This is a genomic window from Streptomyces sp. NPDC057445 (genome assembly GCF_042802855.1).
Lineage (GTDB): Bacteria > Actinomycetota > Actinomycetes > Streptomycetales > Streptomycetaceae > Streptomyces.
In genome coordinates, this window is record NZ_JBHVDH010000002.1 from 360,298 (window position 1) to 376,811 (window position 16,514).

At 70.4% G+C, this 16,514-nt stretch carries 15 protein-coding genes; 6 read left to right on the forward strand and 9 right to left on the reverse strand.

Features of this window, described 5'->3' with window-relative positions:
- The first annotated feature begins 318 nt into the window (after positions 1 to 318).
- Entirely contained in the window at positions 319 to 759 is a 441-nt protein-coding gene (locus ACFU5O_RS06445; protein ID WP_384237102.1) for an ATP-binding protein, read from the forward strand.
- Positions 760 to 1,075: 316 nt separating this feature from the next.
- Here the strand turns inward: ACFU5O_RS06445 and ACFU5O_RS06450 are convergent, their stop codons facing one another.
- From ACFU5O_RS06450 to ACFU5O_RS06465, 4 genes are all read right to left on the reverse strand, one after another.
- Positions 1,076 to 3,904 carry an NHLP bacteriocin export ABC transporter permease/ATPase subunit gene (locus ACFU5O_RS06450; protein ID WP_384237769.1) on the reverse strand — a complete coding sequence of 943 codons (2,829 nt, stop codon included), beginning with the start codon at positions 3,902 to 3,904 and terminating at the stop codon, positions 1,076 to 1,078.
- 55 nt (positions 3,905 to 3,959) lie between these two features.
- Complete coding sequence (locus ACFU5O_RS06455) at positions 3,960 to 6,077, reverse strand: NHLP family bacteriocin export ABC transporter peptidase/permease/ATPase subunit (protein ID WP_384237771.1); 2,118 nt, start codon at positions 6,075 to 6,077, stop codon at positions 3,960 to 3,962.
- A gap of 113 nt (positions 6,078 to 6,190) precedes the next feature.
- Positions 6,191 to 7,060: an HlyD family efflux transporter periplasmic adaptor subunit gene (locus tag ACFU5O_RS06460; protein WP_384237104.1), complete on the reverse strand. Its 870-nt coding sequence runs from the start codon at positions 7,058 to 7,060 to the stop codon at positions 6,191 to 6,193.
- 103 nt (positions 7,061 to 7,163) lie between these two features.
- Positions 7,164 to 7,391, reverse strand: coding sequence for a type A2 lantipeptide (locus ACFU5O_RS06465; protein ID WP_384237774.1), 228 nt, complete (start codon positions 7,389 to 7,391; stop codon positions 7,164 to 7,166).
- 596 nt (positions 7,392 to 7,987) lie between these two features.
- On the opposite strand from ACFU5O_RS06465, the gene ACFU5O_RS06470 reads away from it, so the two are divergent.
- Together ACFU5O_RS06470 and ACFU5O_RS06475 are read left to right on the forward strand one after the other, a co-directional pair.
- Positions 7,988 to 9,187 (forward strand): alpha/beta hydrolase family protein, encoded by a 1,200-nt coding sequence (locus tag ACFU5O_RS06470; RefSeq protein WP_384237105.1) that lies wholly within the window; start codon positions 7,988 to 7,990, stop codon positions 9,185 to 9,187.
- A complete protein-coding gene (locus ACFU5O_RS06475) occupies positions 9,184 to 9,714 on the forward strand; it encodes a nuclear transport factor 2 family protein (RefSeq protein WP_384237107.1) in 531 nt (176 codons plus the stop codon). The genes ACFU5O_RS06470 and ACFU5O_RS06475 overlap by 4 nt, the downstream gene beginning before the upstream one ends.
- A gap of 53 nt (positions 9,715 to 9,767) precedes the next feature.
- Here ACFU5O_RS06475 and ACFU5O_RS06480 read toward each other — a convergent pair whose 3' ends face one another.
- The 5 genes from ACFU5O_RS06480 to ACFU5O_RS06500 form a co-directional block, all read right to left on the reverse strand.
- Positions 9,768 to 11,384: a sigma-70 family RNA polymerase sigma factor gene (locus ACFU5O_RS06480; RefSeq protein WP_384237109.1), complete on the reverse strand. Its 1,617-nt coding sequence runs from the start codon at positions 11,382 to 11,384 to the stop codon at positions 9,768 to 9,770.
- A complete protein-coding gene (locus tag ACFU5O_RS06485) occupies positions 11,381 to 11,962 on the reverse strand; it encodes an NUDIX hydrolase (RefSeq protein WP_384237111.1) in 582 nt (193 codons plus the stop codon). The genes ACFU5O_RS06480 and ACFU5O_RS06485 overlap by 4 nt, the downstream gene beginning before the upstream one ends.
- 282 nt (positions 11,963 to 12,244) lie before the next feature.
- The gene (locus ACFU5O_RS06490; protein WP_384237112.1) at positions 12,245 to 13,066 is read right to left on the reverse strand and encodes a metallophosphoesterase family protein; all 822 of its coding nucleotides are present in this window, start codon (positions 13,064 to 13,066) and stop codon (positions 12,245 to 12,247) included.
- Positions 13,067 to 13,418: 352 nt separating this feature from the next.
- The gene (locus ACFU5O_RS06495) at positions 13,419 to 13,835 is read right to left on the reverse strand and encodes a hypothetical protein (RefSeq protein ID WP_384237776.1); all 417 of its coding nucleotides are present in this window, start codon (positions 13,833 to 13,835) and stop codon (positions 13,419 to 13,421) included.
- 5 nt (positions 13,836 to 13,840) lie between these two features.
- Positions 13,841 to 14,299 (reverse strand): ATP-binding protein, encoded by a 459-nt coding sequence (locus ACFU5O_RS06500; protein WP_384237114.1) that lies wholly within the window; start codon positions 14,297 to 14,299, stop codon positions 13,841 to 13,843.
- 210 nt (positions 14,300 to 14,509) lie between these two features.
- Here ACFU5O_RS06500 and ACFU5O_RS06505 point away from each other — a divergent pair, with 210 nt between their 5' ends.
- The 3 genes from ACFU5O_RS06505 to ACFU5O_RS06515 all read left to right on the forward strand — a co-directional run bounded on the left by ACFU5O_RS06505 (position 14,510) and on the right by ACFU5O_RS06515 (position 16,500).
- Positions 14,510 to 15,370 carry a helix-turn-helix domain-containing protein gene (locus ACFU5O_RS06505; protein WP_384237115.1) on the forward strand — a complete coding sequence of 287 codons (861 nt, stop codon included), beginning with the start codon at positions 14,510 to 14,512 and terminating at the stop codon, positions 15,368 to 15,370.
- Entirely contained in the window at positions 15,371 to 15,607 is a 237-nt protein-coding gene (locus ACFU5O_RS06510; RefSeq protein ID WP_384237117.1) for a DUF397 domain-containing protein, read from the forward strand.
- An 83-nt stretch (positions 15,608 to 15,690) separates the two neighbouring features.
- On the forward strand, positions 15,691 to 16,500 hold the full coding sequence (locus ACFU5O_RS06515; RefSeq protein ID WP_384237118.1) for an SAM-dependent methyltransferase: 810 nt from the start codon (positions 15,691 to 15,693) through the stop codon (positions 16,498 to 16,500).
- Positions 16,501 to 16,514: the final 14 nt, after the last annotated feature.

Consider the following 16,514-nt stretch of genomic DNA (forward strand, 5'->3'; position numbering starts at 1 on the left):
TCCCCGCCAGCCGGCCAGCGTAGGGCCCCGTGGCTCAGGCCATGACGTCGGCCCGGTCGGGAAGGAACTGTCGCGGCGCCGCGCAAGGTGGTCGACGGCGCGTGCCTCATGGTGACGGTCGTCGTACAGACGTGCCGGGGAGGCGACGCCAGGTGCTCCGAGGATCGCGTGGAAGGTCCAAGTCGCCCGAGCCCCGGCGTAGTTGGACAGCCCCGCTTCATGCCGAACGTGTCCAAGCGCTGTGACGACGAAGCCTGGTCGGTGGACGGGTGCGCGGCGGGACTGAGTGCTGCGACGAGCGAAACCGTATTGACGTGTATGCGGCAACCAGGTTCCTCGGTCCTGCAGTTCACGCAGCTGTTGAGCGCGACCCCGCGCGGTGCTCGGCTGGCCCGTCTGCTCGCCGTCGAGCAGCTTGTGGAGTGGGGATGGACGCGTGACGCCGAGCGGACCGACGTTGCCGCGCTCGTCGTCGCCGAGTTGGCCGCGAACGCCGTCAACCATGGCTGGCTGCCCGGCCGGGGCTTCCGTGTCAGCCTCGTTCTGGAGCCGGAGCGACTCAGGATCGAGGTGACGGATCCCCGTGGCGACTGGTTCCCCGCCGTCGCAGAGGCGGCGGACGAGGACGAGGGCGGTCAGGGGCTGGTTCTCGTCGCCACGCTGGCCGCCGAATGGGGTGTGCGTCCGCACCCACCCTCGGGGAAGACGGTCTGGGCCGACATCGCCCTGGGCGGCCTCCAGGCTCGCACCCCGCTGTAGCGGGGAACGCCCCGTTCCCGAGCGCCTACGTCCTTGGCGCGGTCGAATCCGGTCCGAGAGGGCGATCCGGCGCGGTCCTGACGTTCGTAGCTGGTCGGATTCGGCCGGGTCGAGCCGCTCGCTCTCGTCGACCATCCGCACGTCGGCGTCGGAACCGCGGTCGGTACGCAGGGCAGGACGGCGAGGCCGGGTGGGAGTCCACCGGTGACCGGGCGTTCCCGTCGTACCGACCGGTCAAGTGCCGGGTTCTGACCGCCCTTCCGTGACGACTGTGCCCGCCGGGCAGGGGCGCTCGTGAAGACCCGTCTCGAAGACGTCACGCCATCTGCCGTCGCACCAGCTCATGCAGCCGCCCGCCCGTGTCCGCCAGAAGTTCCGCCGGTGGGCCCTGCTGCACCACCCGCCCCTCCGACATCACGATCACGCGATCCGCGTCCAGCACCGTCGACAGCCGGTGGGCGATCACCACCCGCGTCGCACGAAGAGCCCTCGTGCTCTCCGTCACGATCCGCTGGGTGGCGTTGTCGAGGGCGCTCGTCGCCTCGTCGAAGAAGAGGACGCGGGGACGGCGGACGAGCGCCTGAGCGATCATCAGACGCTGACGCTGGCCCCCGGAGACGGCGCCCGAGCCGGCGATCATGGTCTGCATACCCATGGGCATACGGCGGATGTCCTCGGCGAGGCCCGCCATCTCGGCGGCCTCCCAGGCCTCTTCCTGGGTGAACGGCTCCGCGCCGCAGATGCAGTCCAGGATCGAACCCGTGAAGGGCGCCGCGTTCTGCAGGACCACACCGCACTGGCGGCGCACGGCCGCCTGGTCGAGGGCGGAGAGGTCCTGGCCGTCGTACAGGACACTGCCGGAGACCGGTTTGTCGAAGCCGATCAGCAGACGCAGAAGCGTGGACTTGCCGCAGCCACTGGGACCGACGATCGCCACGAACTCGCCCGGCCGCACCGCCAACGACACGTCGTCGAGGACGAGCGGGCCGTCATCGGTGTAGCGGAAGGACAGCTTTCGTGCCTCGATCGCCCCGGACAGCGCCCCGGGCTGGGTGCTTGCCCCACGCACCTCGGGTGCCTCGTCCAGCACCGGCTTGATCTGCTCGAACATCGGGAGTACGGCGGCGGCCGAGACCAGCGCACCGGTCAGCTGGGTCACCGAGGCCAGCATCATCGTCACGGCGGTGTGGAAGGTGAGGAATTCGCCGGCCGTCAGGCTTCCACGGGCCGGGCCCGCAAGCAGCACGAACATGATCAAGGAGCACAGCGGCAGATAGACCGCGTCGAGGACCGTGATCATGTTGCGGATGCGGCCGGAGCGCCGGTGCAGCTCGCGGCTGCGTGCGAACTGCTTCGCCCAGGCCGCGTACGCGAAGCTCTCCGCCGCCGCCACACGCAGCTTGGGCAGCCCGCGAAGGGTCTGGAACGCCTGGTTGTTGAGTTTGTTGCCGAGCTCGACGAGGCGGCGCTGCCAGCGCAGCTGCCAGAGGCCGAGCGTCAGGAACACGGTCCCGATGACGAGCAGCATCCCGACCGCCGCCAGTGCGAGCGGGACGCTGTAGACCAGCAGCAGCACCATGTTCATCGCACCGACCGTGCTCGCCTGGACGACCACGGGTCCCACGCCCGACAGGAGCCTGCGGATCCCGCTGATGCCCATCGCCGCACTCGCCAGCTCTCCGGTGGAGCGTTCGGCGAAGAACTTCGTCGGCAGCCTCAGCAGCCGGTCCCACACGGCCGGTTGCAGTGTGCTCTCGATCCGCCCTTCCATGCGCAGGATGGTGAGGTTCTGCAGCAGCATGAACGCCGCCGAGACGATCCCGGTGACGATGACGGCCACGGACACCTGCACGATGAGGCTGGTCTCGGCGTTCGGTACGTACACACCGAGCACCTGGCCCGTGGCGATCGGCACCAGTGCGCCCAGAGCGACCGTCACCAGGCCCGCGATCAGCAGATTGCGCAGATCCGGGCGGGTGCCGTGGAGGCTGAAGCGGACGAGCCGCCAGGGACTGAGCGGCTGCTCCGGCAGCGGCCGGTAGAACATGACGGCACGCGGGTCGAACTCGTCCGCGTTGTGCTCGTCGATACGCATACGGCTGCCCGTCGCCGGGTTCACCGCCTCGTACGCGCCACGACGCCACAGCAGGGCGACCGGCGCCCCGGACTTGGCGCGCTGCCCGACGAGCGGGCCGCAGTTCTCCCGCCACCAGCGTCCGTCGAGCCGGACCGCACGGGTACGGATCCGTGAGGTGAGCGCGATGCGTTCGACCGGGCCGGTCCGGTCGTCGGCGGGACCGCCCGCTCCGCCGCCCTGGTGCGGCTCCGCGAGCGTGATCCCGGCCGATGAGGCGACGAGCCGGCAGACGGCGTACGCCGCGTCGTCGGACGCCCCGTCCGTCCGGGCGGACGCTGTCCTGCGGGAGCGGCCGATGGACGCCAGCAGTGCCTGGTCGGCGCCCTCGCGGACCGCCTCGCCCGCCTTCATGCCCGCGGCGGCCCGGTCCTCGTGGGCGCGTTCCAGCCGCTCGATCCAGCGGTCGAGACCCGAGAGCAGCCGGTACTGCTGGTTGACCATCTGCTGCCACAGCGAGCCGTCGACGAGCAGATCGGCGGCGGCCTCCGCGCTGAACGCGGCGCCGTACTGCACACTGCCCGGGAGGATCGGCAGCCACAGGTTGTCCTCGTCCGTGACCCCCTCTTCGTCCGCCGTCCGGCCGTCGAGCGGCGCCTCGAACAGCACGCGCTGGCCGCGCCCCACGCCGAGCGCGAAGGCGTGCTCCAGCAGGCTGAGGGTCCCGTCCTGGCTGTCGTACCGGCTGCGGTACTGCTGCTCGTACGCCCAGGGCTCGGCGTACTCCTGCGGCCGGTACAGCTCCCGCAGCGCGATCCGGCGCAGTACGCATCCCTGCAACGGCCTGCCGACCAGCGTGTGCCGCGGCCCCTCGACCGGGCCGAGCAGCAGGGTGCCCTTCTCCAGACGGCCCAGGAAGTGCCAGTGCCCCTGCTGGGCGGCATCGACCGCGAACAGGTCGAGCGCTCCGCCCACGACGAGCCACAGCACCTGGGGTCCCTCGAGCGGGAGACTGCGCAGTCCACCGCAGTCGATCTGTCCGCCGAGGCCGCCGATGGCGGAGAGGACCATGTCGTCCGGATGTGGCGAAGAGGCGGCCCGATGGCCGGGCTGAACGGGGATCACCTCAGTGCTCCTTGACCAGTTCGGCGTACGCGCCCCCACGCGCGAGCAGGTCCTCGTGGCGGCCCCGCTCCACGACGGAGCCGTGGTCGAGCACCACGATCTCGTCGCTGTCGCGCACGGTGCTCAGCCGGTGGGCGATCACCACGCAGGCGCAGCCGCGCCGCCGCAGGTTGTCGATGATGAGCTGCTCGGTCTCCGCGTCCAGGGCGCTGGTCACCTCGTCGAGGACCAGCACGCTGGGGCGGCGCACCAGCGCCCGGGCGATCTCCAGCCGCTGCCGCTGCCCGCCGGAGAAGTTGCGGCCGTCCTGCTCGACACGGCCGTGGATTCCGCCGGGTCGCCGCGCGACCACCTCGTACAGCGCCGCGTCCTTCAGCGCGTCGGTCACCGCCTCGTCGGGGATCGACGGATCCCACAGCGCCACGTTGTCCCTGACCGTCCCCTCGAAGAGGAAGACGTCCTGGTCGACGAAGGAGACCGAGGCCGCGAGCGCACCCCGCGGGATCTCGTCGAGGCGCTGTCCGTCGATCCGGATCGTCCCTTCCCAGGGGCTGTAGAGCCCGGCGATGAGGCGGGACACGGTGGACTTCCCGCTGCCGGAGCCGCCGACGAGCGCGACCTGCTGCCCCGGTCCGACCGACAGGGAGAAGCCGGTGAGCAGCGGCTTGTCGAGCGGGCTGTAGCCGAAGGTGATGTCGTCCAGCGTCACGTGGCCCATCAGTCTGCGGGTGCTCTTGGGAGGCTCGCGGCGGGTGTAGAGGGTGTCGGCGGGGAAGTTCTCGACGTCCTTGAGCCGCGCCACGTCGGCCGCGAAGTCCTGGATACGGCCGGCCATCGAGTTGAGCCGGGTGATGGGCGCGGTGAACCGGGTCACGAGTGCCTGGAATGCGACGAGCAGACCGATCGAGATATGGCCCTCCACGGCCCGCAGCCCGCCGATCCACAGGATCAGCGCGCTGTTGAGCGTCGCGAGGAGCGGGGCCACGACGGCGAGCGCCGCGCTCGGGATCCCGAGCCGCTGCTGCTCCTCCAGCGTCGTGGCGTGCTGCCCGGCCCAGCGGCGGAAGTATCCGTTCTCGCCGCCCGTGGCCTTCATGGTCTCGATGAGCTGGATGCCGGTGTACGACGTGTTGGTGAGCCGGGCGCTGTCCGCGCGCAACTTCTGGGTACGGGTCGCCCGCAGCCGCACCACCACGCGCATCGCGACCACGTTGAGCAGCGCGATCAGCACCCCGATGACGGTGAGCTGAGGATCGTACGTCCACAGCAGCAGCGCGTAGAGGATCACGACGATCCCGTCCACGCCGAAGGCGGTGAGATCACGGGCCAGGGTCTCGGCGACCGCGTCGTTGGACTGGAGCCGCTGGACGAGGTCGGCGGGGCTGCGCTGGGCGAAGAACGTGACGGGCAGCCGCAGCAGATGCCGGAAGAAGCGGGCGCTGCTCAGCGTCGAGGAGATGATGCGGCCGCGCAGCAGATTCGCCTGCTGCAGCCCCGTCAGCACGGCGGTCAGCGCCACCATGGCGGCCATCGAGGCGAACAGGACGCCGAGCAGCGACGTCTGACGGCCCACCAGGAACATGTCGATGTACGTACGGCTCAGCGCCGGCAGTGCCGCGCCGACCGCGACCAGCAGCAGGCTGGCGAGCAGCGCGGCCAGCATGGTGCCGGTCGTGCCGCGCAGCCGGGCGGGGACGGAGCGCAGCACTCCGGGCCGGCGGCCGCCCTTGCGGAATCCGTCGCCGGGTTCGAGGACCAGGACCACACCGGTGAAGCTGGTGTCGAAGTCCTCCATCGACACGAAGCGGCGGCCCTTGTCGGGGTCGTTGATGTGCACGCCGCGCCGGCCGAAGCGGCGTCCCATGCCGTCGTGGACGACGTAGTGGTTGAACTCCCAGAAGAGGATGGCGGGCGCCCGTACCCCGGCGAGCGCGGCCGGTTCCATCTGCATGCCCTTGGCCTGCAGTCCGTAGCTGCGGGCCGCCTTGAGGATGTTGCTGGCCCGGGAGCCGTCACGCGACACGCCGCAGGCGATGCGCAGCTCTTCGAGGGGCACGTGCCTGCCGTAGTGGCCGAGCACCATCGCGAGCGTGGCGGCGCCGCACTCGACGGCCTCCATCTGGAGCACGGTGGGGGTGCGGACGGCCTTCTGCTTCTTGGGCTTCTGCGACCGGGGCGGCGCGGACCGGGCCCGGCGGCGGCCGTGCGTGGTGGTGCGGGGCGGTGCGCTGGTCACGGCAGCAGCCAATCGATCGGGCGCTGGTCGGCCAGGTGGACGGCACCGGTGGCCAGGGTCATGGAGTCGAGTCCGTAGGGCGGTCCGTCGTGCGACGACCACCGGTAGCCCGACTTGGTGCGCGACGACGATTCGAGCCGCACCAGGACCGGGACGGGCCTGCCCTGCCGGGAGAGCTGCTCGCCCAGCTGGCTGTCGCCGAGGAAGGCGGTGATCTGCTGCCGGGTCTGGGAGGTCCTGCCGATCGCCTTGACCCTGCCCCGCAGCACTCCGTACTGCTGCGCGGGTACGGACTGCACGGTGAGATCGACCCGGGCGCCGACGGGCACGGTCGAGCCGTTGTCGGACGGCAGGTAGAGCATCACCATCAAGGGGGCGTCGGCGTTGTCGACCCGTTCCAGGACCGCCACATCGGCGCCGGGCGTGACGACGGCCCCGATGGTGGCGACGAGCGCGGACACGCGCCCCGCCGCGATGGTACGGACGACGGTTTCGTCCTTCTCCCCGTCCGATGCCTCCGCAGCCTGGTCGTCCTGGGTGTCCTGCGAGTCCTGCGAGTCCTGCTTCGTACGGACCTTCAGCAGCGGCGCACCCGCAGGCAGCCGTTTGCCCTCCTGGGCGAGGACTTCGGTGATCTGGCCCCCGACCGGACTCTGCAGGACATAACTGCCCTGCCCATGAGTAAGAATTCCGGGTGCACTGAGGGTGGACGAAACGGAACCGTTTACGGCCCAGAAACACGCGGCTGCCATAGCGGCAACGGTGACGGCCAGGACCAGCCACCCCTGCGGCCGGGCAAAGCGCACCGGCAGGTCTATTTGTTCGGGCGATTGCAGCTTGGAAAGGGCCTTCTGGCGGAACTGCACGAAACTCTTCCCTCTACTGCAAATGTCCGGGTCGGGATGTAGGGGGGTGAAAAGCGCGATGAGCCCCGGAACATGGAGGGTTCCGGGGCTCACCCATGCCGTCTCAGAGACCGGCGACCAGACCGGTGACAGCACCGGTGTTGAGGCCCGTGGCCGACTCGACGGTGCCGACAGCGGTGCCGAGGATGCCGGAAACCGGGGCGACGGAGTCGAGGGTGGAGGTGGCGTTGCCGACCACACCGTTGACAACGGCGCTGTGCAGACCACCGGAGACGTTGTCGAGGTCGCTGTCGGAGATCTCCGCGGTCTCAACCTGGGGGGTGAAGTCCATGATCGAGCTTCCCTTCATTTGGATATTCCTAAAAAGGCCACGGCCGGCTCCGCCGGATAACGAACCGGCCGTGTCAGCGGTCGTGCGGGTACCCGTAAATCGGAGACCCTTGTCGCAACTTCCGCGGTGGGCAGGATCAAAGCACGTCGACGCGCCGCACATCCAATCGGACAAGTCCCGTCGATGGCCCCGCAGGTCATGGAATTAAGTTCACGTGCAGGCGCGTCCACGCGGCGGTGGCGATTCCTTCACAAGTTTCACGTGCTGAATTCCTTTCGCCCGGGTACACGGCGCCTCCCTGAATCGGACACTCCCGCCCCAATGGCTCGCCATGCCGTCAAGTGGGCCGGCCGTGCTGAGCGTCCCTCAGCTCGCGTGCACTGGTTGAGCGTTCAATGTGCAGGTTTGCGGAAGATAGGGTTCCGGTCGGTTGCCCGGGACGGGCCGCACCTTGTGACCGGACGCGGGCGCGACCCGGTTGGACCCGCGTACGGCGCGCCGCAGGTGCCGGTCCGCGCCGGGCGGTGAAGGATCTGTGGGCAGCCGCCCGGAGCAGGAGGCGCGCGACGCAGTCCGATCGGTGATGAGGATCCGTCATGCATCTGTTCGACGACCCGCTGTTCCAGATGCATGCCGAGCGGGCGCTGATGCTGATCGGCCGTGGCGGCGCCGAGTACGGGGAGTGCTCAGTGGTCGCCGGACACATCCCGGCAGGTGACCGCGACGCCTGGCACCGGGCATGGTCGGCCTCTGCCGCCCGGGTGGCGGCCGCGGCGGAGGGCAGTGCCTCGCACGGGCACCGGGTGAGCGCGGCCGACGGGTTCTGGCGGGCGACGACCTACAACCGCATCTCGTACCAGCCGCTGTTCGGCTTTCCCGTGGACCCCAGGCTCGCCGCGGCCTTCAAACGGGAGCGCGAGTGCTTCGCGCGGATGGCGGCCCTCGCGGACCGTCCCGTCGAGCTGGTCGAGATCCCGTTCGAGGAGACCACGCTGCCCGGCTGTCTCTGTCTGCCGGACGCCGACAGGACCGTCGCACGGCCTACCCTCGTCGCGGTCAACGGATACGACTCCGACATCCACGAGATGTACTGGTCGCACGCCATGCCCGCGGTGCGCCGCGGCTACGCCTGTCTCCTCGTCGACGGCCCGGGCCAGGGCCGGGCGCTGATCGAACAGGGACTGCGTATGAGGCCGGACTGGGAGACCGTACTGCGCCCGGTCGTGGACTACGCGGTGGGCCGGCCGGAGGTCGACGCCTCACGCATCGCCGTCATGGGATGGAGCTTCGGCGGCTATCTCGCGCCGCGCGGCGTGTCCGGGGACGACCGGGTCGCCGCACTGATCGCCGACCCCGGCCTGTTCGATCCTCTTGACGCCATGCCTCTCCCGCAGGAGCTGAAGGACCAGCTGCCCGACGCCGATCCCAAGGTCCTCGACGCGGTGCTGGCACCGGTCGCCGAGGACCCGGTCATGCGCTGGCGGCTGATCCAGCGCGCCCTGTGGGTGCACGGACTGGGCTCACTGGGCGAGTACGTGATCGAAATGGACCGCTACCGGCTGTCCGGCGTGGTCGGCGGCATCGGCTGCCCCACGCTCGTCGTCACCAACGACTCCGACCCCCTCGCGTCGCAGGCACAGCTGCTCTTCGACGCGCTCAACGTCCCCAAGACCCTCGTGCGCTTCCGCACAGAGGACGGCGCCCCCGGCCACTGCCAGGCATGGAACCGCTCCCTGTCCGACCAGCGGGTCTTCGACTGGCTCGACACGACTCTCGACCGGAGGGAGGGCACATGACCGCCACGCCGAGCCCCGCGGAGCTGGAACGCGTCTGGGAACTGCACACCAGTGGCGAGTTCAGCACGCTCGACGTCGACGCGACGATGGCCACGATGACGGACGACCCCGTCGTGCTGCATGTGCCGACGGCGATGGGTGCCCGTGGCCGGGAGGCCGTACGCGACTTCTACCGGCGCTGGTTCATCGGACACAACCCGCAGGACTTCACGATCACCACGCTGACGCGCACCACGGGCCGCGACCGCATCGTCGACGAGATGATCGTCTCCTTCACCCACGACATCGAGGTGCCCTGGATCCTGCCGGGCGTCGCCCCGACCGGGCGGCCCGTCGGCATCGTCTCCTTCGAAGGTTCGCTGATCTCGGCCGAACACATCTACTGGGACCAGGCGTCGGTCCTCGGCCAGGTGGGCCTCGTCGGGCCGGACGCGCTGTCGCGCCTGCCGGTCGTGACGGACCAGCGCGCCACGCTCACCGACGGCCCGCTCAACCGGCTGATGGGCAACGGCGGCCCGGGGGCCTGAGCCGCCGTGCGCGGAGCCGCCGCGCACGGCGTACCGGCCGCCACCGGCCCTCGTCAGAGCTGTGAGCCGAACGCCTGCGTCCACCAGGGGCCCCCGGACCCGTTGTGGATGCCGACGCCCATCTCCTTGAAGGAGCAGTTGAGAATGTTGGCCCGGTGACCGGGGCTGTTCATCCACGAGTCCATCACGGAGGCCGGGGTCTGCTGGCCCCGCGCGATGTTCTCGCCGTACGTGCTCCAGCGGTAGCCGGTCGCGGTGATGCGGTCGCCGGGGTCCTTGCCGTCCGGGTTGGTGTGGTCGAAGAAGTCGCGGGCGGCCATGTCGGCGGAGTGGTTGCCTGCCGCCGTCGCGAGCTTGTCGTTGTTGCTCACCGGGCCGCATCCGGCCTTGGAACGCTCGGTGTTGACCAGGGCGATGACCTGATCCGCGGTGCCGCTCGGTGTGGCCGGTACCGGATCCGGAGCTTTCTGCGTGGCCTTGGGCCGGGGCTTGGGCTTGGCCTTCGTCGGGCTGGGGGTGGGCTTGGCCGACGTCTTGCTGGGGCTCGGCTTCGGCGTGGGGGAGGGGGAGGCCGAGAGCGTCGGAGAGGGCGAAGGGCTCTGCGAGGCCAGAGGGAGCACGGGGGAGGCCGCCGGGGCGGCGGCCGTCGAAGGTGATGCCTCGTCCCTGTCGGGGCCGGTGAGGAGACTTACCGCTCCGCCGCCGGTGACCAGGGCGGCGACCGCGGCGGCGACGGCCGCGGTACGGCGTCGGCGCCTGGCGCGCTCCAGCCGGGCCTGGGTCCTTGCCGCGGCGGGGGCGTGGGGCGCCTGGGCGGAGGCCGTGGTGACGAGGTCGGGAGAGGTGGGGCTGTGCGCGGAGGCCGTGGCGACGAAATCGGGCGAGGCGAACGTGTTCGCGAGCGTGGCCGCCACGGGGACAAGGCCGAGACCGACCAGCAGGCCCTCTGCGGGCACCAGGTTGGACCAGTGGCCCGAGCAGACCGTGCAGTCGCGGGCGTGGCGGGCCAGGCGCTTGCGCCAGAGGGCCGAGGGTATGCCGTCCCAGCCGGCGGTCATCTCGTCGAGGAGCACACAGCGCGGGTCGGCGGCCAGCGCGCGGACCACCACCCTGGCCGTCTCCAGCTGGGCCTTCATCCGCTGCACCCGTACCGCGGTGTGCTGGGGCGTCAGCTCCAGCGCGGCGGCGACCTCCGCCCGGGAGAGCTCTCCGGCAGCCTCCAGCCACCACAGGGACAGCAGCGCCCGGTCGTCCTCGTCGAGCCAGCGGGTGGCCTCCGCGGTCTCGAGGCGCTGGCCGGAGAGGCCGAGGCGCATGATGGTCAGGTCCACGAAGTCCGCGCCGGGGTCGACGAGGTCGTACGCGTCCGCCAGGCCACCACCGGTGGGTATCGCGCCCGAGCTGCGCTCCCGCCAGTGGCCGCGTATCTGATTCATCGTGATGGCGACCAGCCAGCTGCGGAAGTTCTCCGGGCTGCGCAGACCGTCGAGGCCGCCGAGGACGCGGAGCATGGTCTCCTGCACCACGTCGTCCACATCCGCATGGCCGTTCAGGGCCCGGCCGACGATGTTGTAGACCAGTGGCAGGTACTCCGCGACGAGCCCGTCCTGCGCCTGCTGGTCCCCGGCCCCGGCCGCCATGACCATCGCAACCTCGCGTTCGCTGCTCACGCTGTGTCCACTCTCTTCCTGGGCTTGGGCATGTCTCGTCCGACAAAGGGGAGACGCCCTGCCTCCGCCCCGATAACAGAAATCGGATAGGAGTACGCAGGAACCTCCGGAAGTGTTAGATCGGACCGCCAAGCCCGCAGTACGGCGGCGGAGGGTTCATACAGTTGGTCCGGAATGTCCTCCGGTCGGTGCCACTGCCAGCGCACGATCTTGTCGGGCTCGGTGACTTCGGGCTCGCCGTCGACCTCCGTGACGAGTCCCGCGGCCGAGACGCGGGTGATGCCCTGCTTGCCGTCCATGACCACGGCGACGATCGTCACGTCCCGCTCCTGGACGCGCAGTGCCGTCTCCTCTGCCAGCTCCCGGGCACCTGCCTGCTCGAAGCTCTCGCCGGGATCGACCTTGCCGCCGGGGAGTTCCCAGCTGCCGTTGTGGGCCAGCCCGAGAAGGACCCGTCCCGCCAGGTCGACGACGATCATGCCCACGCCCGTCACGCCGTTGGGGGTGGGAAACGCCCGTGCGGGGCGTTCGGCCGCTCCGGGTGCTGAGTTCGGGGGCTGGCTCGCGGAGTCGGTCACCTTCGGCCTTCCGGGCGGCGGGTCTCACCGCGCCCGGTCGGGCGCGGCGGTGCCCGATCGTACGGGGGATACGAGGGTGGCCGCTGTGACGCAAGCAGCACAGCGTGCTTGCAGGGGAACCCGAATCCCGGAAGTAGGAAACGCCTGGACCCGCTGCCGCCACCGGCGAACGGGCGCCACGACCACGGCGGTCACCGGCGCGGCGGCACAGTACCCCTCAGGCCGGTCCTTCGGAGTCCACGCGCCGCTCGGCGCGAAGGGACGTCCTGCGAAACGGTGCGGTCAGCGAAGCACCGTCGTCGGTTGCGCCGGGCCCTTGCCTCTCGGCCGCCACTCGCGGGGGTACCCCACCGACACCTCGTGGAACGGCACACCGTCGTGCCACGTCGTCCGCGGAATGTGCAGATGCCCGTAGACCATCGCCCGCGCCCGGTGCCTGATGTGCCAGTCGGCGGTGTGCTCCGTTCCGCACCACAGCGCGAACTCGGGATAGCGCAGGACCCGCGTCGGCTCCCGCACCAGCGGATAGTGGTTGACCAGCACCGTCTGCAGGTCGGCGGGTACGGCCGCGAGCCGTGACTCGGTCAGCTCCAGGCGGGCCCGGCACCAGGCCTCGCGGCCCGGGTACGGGTCGGGGTGCAGCAGGTGCTCGTCGGTGCAGACGACATTGGCGCGGTGCGCCTGTGCCAGTGCCTCCTCCTGGGTCGCCGTGCCGTCGGGGCGGAAGGTGTAGTCGTAGAGCAGGAACAGGGGCGCGATCGCGGCGGCCCGCCCGTCCTCGCCCGTCCAGACCGGATAGGGATCCTCGGGCGTGTGGACCCCGAGCTCCCGGCACAGCCCGACGAGCAGTTCGTAGCGCTCCACGCCGCGCGCCTGGACCGGGTCGGCGGGGACGGTCCACAGCTCATGGTTGCCGGGCGCCCAGACGACGGTGGCGAACCGGTCGCGCAGCAGCCTCAGCGCCCATTCCACGTCCTCGACCAGATCGGCCACATCGCCTGCGACCAGGAGCCAGTCGCCGTCGGAGTCCGGCCGCAGGCCGTCGACGTGCTTGCGGTTCTCCGGATGGTTGATGTGCAGATCACTGATGGCGAGCAGAGACAACACAACCCCCGGGAGTGGACGGCCTGGTGGGACCTCGTTCGGTGATCCTCCCACCGCGAGGGGGCAACTGTCCCTCTCCGCCACCCTGTTGTCCCGGTGAGGATGTGCCGGCCGGCCTGGCCCGCGATCGACCGGTGAGCGCTCCCGGCGGCGCGCCCGCGCGCAGGTGCGTCGCGTCCCCTGCGAGGGTGCGTCGCGTCCCCCTGCGAGGACGTGGAAGGCCCCGGCGTCTGCCCGGCCCGCCGGGCACCCGAGGGCGCGACGATCCGACCCGGGCGTTGTCGCGGTGCGTGACAGGTCGGCGACCGGTTGTCCGGGGCGAGCTGCGGTTGTGGTCCGGCCCGCGGCCCGCTCAGGCTCCCTGAGGGCTTCTGAGTCCGTAGTTCGCCCACGCGGGCGCGGTCCCCGTGATCTGGCAGACCATGAGATACAGCGGAATCGGTGGGGTGTACGGGCTGGTGCCGTCGGGCCAGTGGATCAGCCGGGGGCGCGCGCCCGGCACATACGCGTCACGGGAGTAGTAGGAGGGAAGCGGCCAGGTCAGCTCCAGGTCGGAGCCGGCCGGCACGATCCACCACCACCAGTCCGTGTCCGAGTACACACAGCCCGTATGCGGCAGCTTGGTCAGCATCCGCAGTCCGTGCCGCGCCGGTACCCCGACCGCGTCGTAGCCCAGCGTCGTGGGCAGTCCCGGCGGCACGTCCAGGCGCAACAGCCCGGTCGCGCCGGCTTCCTCCCTGTCCCTGATGCGGGACAGCAGACCGGCCATGGTCCTCAGCACGGGCGCCCCGCGTCGAGCGCGAGCTCGGCCCAGACGATACGGCCGGGACCCGGCTGGGCGTCGTGCGCTCCCCAGGCGCTGCTCACCGCGTCCACCAGCAGCAGCCCGCGCCCCCGCTCATCGGGGGAGAGCGCGTGCAGCCGCGGCTCACCGGGCGGGTGGCCCTGGTCCTGCACCGCTATGCGCAACTGTCCCTCCGCGTCGCGCAGTTCGCACAGGACGCGTTCGCTCGCGGTGTGCACGACGGCGTTGGTGAAGAGCTCGGACGCGATCAGTGCGACCGTGTCGAGGTGGTCCCCCCCTATGCCCCAGCGCAGCATCCGCTCATGTATGAGGCGGCGGGCCCGTGCGACGCAGTCGGTCCGACCTGGCAGCTCGAAGCCGAAGCGGCGGATCGTGGAGACGGGATACGGGTCCACGAACTGGGTGCTACGCGCGTTACCAGGAGCCACGACCAATCCTTCACGGTGGGGAAGCGCGGCCGTGCATGCCTCTCCCCGGGCACGGCGGCAGCCTCGTGAACTGGTTCACCGACCCACTCTCCACCCGGAGAAGACACTTGGCAAGGGGCACTCTGGAAATTGCAGAGTGTCGGGTCCTGGGGGGCAGTGGCATGGCACACTCGTCGTGACATCGAGAACAGGGCGCTGGGGAGGTCTGTAGTGAGCGAGCCGCGGTCCGCCCCCACTGTGGGACAGGTCGTACTGGGCAAGCGACTGCAGGATCTGCGGGAGCGGGCCGGCCTCAAACGCGAGGAGGCCGCCAAGGTGCTCCGCGTGGCCCCTGCCACCATCCGCCGGATGGAGACCGCAGAGGTCGCGCTGAAGATTCCCTACGTACAGCTGCTGCTGCGGGCGTACGGCATCGCGGACGACGAGGCCGAGGCCTTCGTCCAACTCGCCGAGGACGCCAACAAGCCGGGCTGGTGGCAGCGCTTCCATGACGTGCTTCCCGGCTGGTTCAGCATGTACGTCAGCCTGGAGGGGGCCGCCGCCCTCATCCGTGCCTACGAGCCCCACTTCGTCCCGGGCCTGTTGCAGACCGAGGACTACGCGCGTGCCGTCATGCACAGCGGGGCTCTCGGCGCCACCAGTACCGAGGACATCGAGCGGCATGTCGCCCTGCGCATGGAGAGGCAGGCGCTGCTCGGCAGGGCCGACGCCCCCAGATTCTGGGCGATCATCGATGAGACGGTGCTGCGACGGCCGGCGGGTGGCAGGAAGGTGTTGCGCGCTCAGATCGACCGGCTCCTCGAGGCCGCCGAGCTGCCCCATGTCACCCTCCAGGTCGCGGAGTTCGCGACCGGCCCGCACCCCGGCACCTACGGACCCTTCGTCCTCTTCCGGTTCGCGGTGCCGGAGCTTCCGGACATGGTCTACAGCGAGTACCTGACCGGCGCCGTCTATCTCGACGCGCGCCCCGAGGTGGCGTCGCACCTGGAGGTCATGGACCGCATGGCGGCCCAGGCCGCCACCGCACAACGCACGAAGGACATCCTCCGTGGTGTCCGCAAGGAGCTGTGAATGGATCGCATATACAACGGCATGCCTGCCCGGGAGCTCGGCTCTGAGGGATGGCACAAGCCGTGGAGCGGCGGCAACGGCGGCAACTGCATCGAGGCCATGAAGCTGGCCGACGGCAGGGTCGCCGTGCGCCAGTCCGCCGACCCTGAAGGCCCCGCCCTCATCTACACGCACGGCGAGATCGCCGCCTTCATCCAGGGTGCCAAGGCCGGTCAGGCAGACTTCCTTCTGACGTGACCCGGGCTCAACATCCCGCGGAGTACGTGCAGTTCCGTTCGTCCACTTGTCGCACACCCGTCGCAGACCCTTGGAGACGCCAGATGACCGGGCAAGACCCCGCCGCCGTACGGATCGACACCAGCAAGCCGCACCCGGCCCGCATGTACGACTGGTTCCTCGGTGGCAAGGACAACTACCCGGTGGACGAGGAGATGGCCAAGCAGCTCCTCACGCTCGACGCGCGCGGACGGGACATGGCGCGGGTCAACCGGGCCTATATGCACCGTGCGACGCGCTGGCTCGGCAGGAACGGCATACGCCAGTACCTCGACATCGGCACCGGCATCCCCACCGAGCCCAATCTGCACCAGATCGCCCAGCAGGTCGCCCCCGAGTCCCGTGTCGTCTACTGCGACAACGACCCGATCGTGCTCGCCCACGCCGAGGCCCTGCTCCGCAGCACCCCGGAGGGTGCCACCGAGTACATCCAGGCCGACGCCCGCGAGCCCGAGGCGATCCTGGACGCGGCCGGCAAGGTCCTCGACTTCTCGCAGCCCATCGCGCTGTCGCTGCTCGCGCTGCTGCACTTCGTGGACGACGAGGACGGCGCGTACGAACTGGTGGGCAGGCTGGTCCAGCAGCTGGCACCGGGCAGCTACCTCGTGCTTTCCCAGACGACAGGTGACTTCGACCCTGAGAAGGCGGTGCAGGCCCGCGCGATGTACAGGTCGCGCGGGCTCACGCTCCGCACCCGCTCACGCGAGGAGTTCACACGCTTCTTCGACGGTCTCGAACTTGTCGAGCCGGGCGTCTCGCTGACGGCCGAATGGCACCCGGAGCTCGGCGAGGTCGTCGACGTCCTGGGTGACGGACCCATTCCCGGCTACGCGGGCGTCGCGCGCGTCCGGTAGCGGACCGGCCCAAG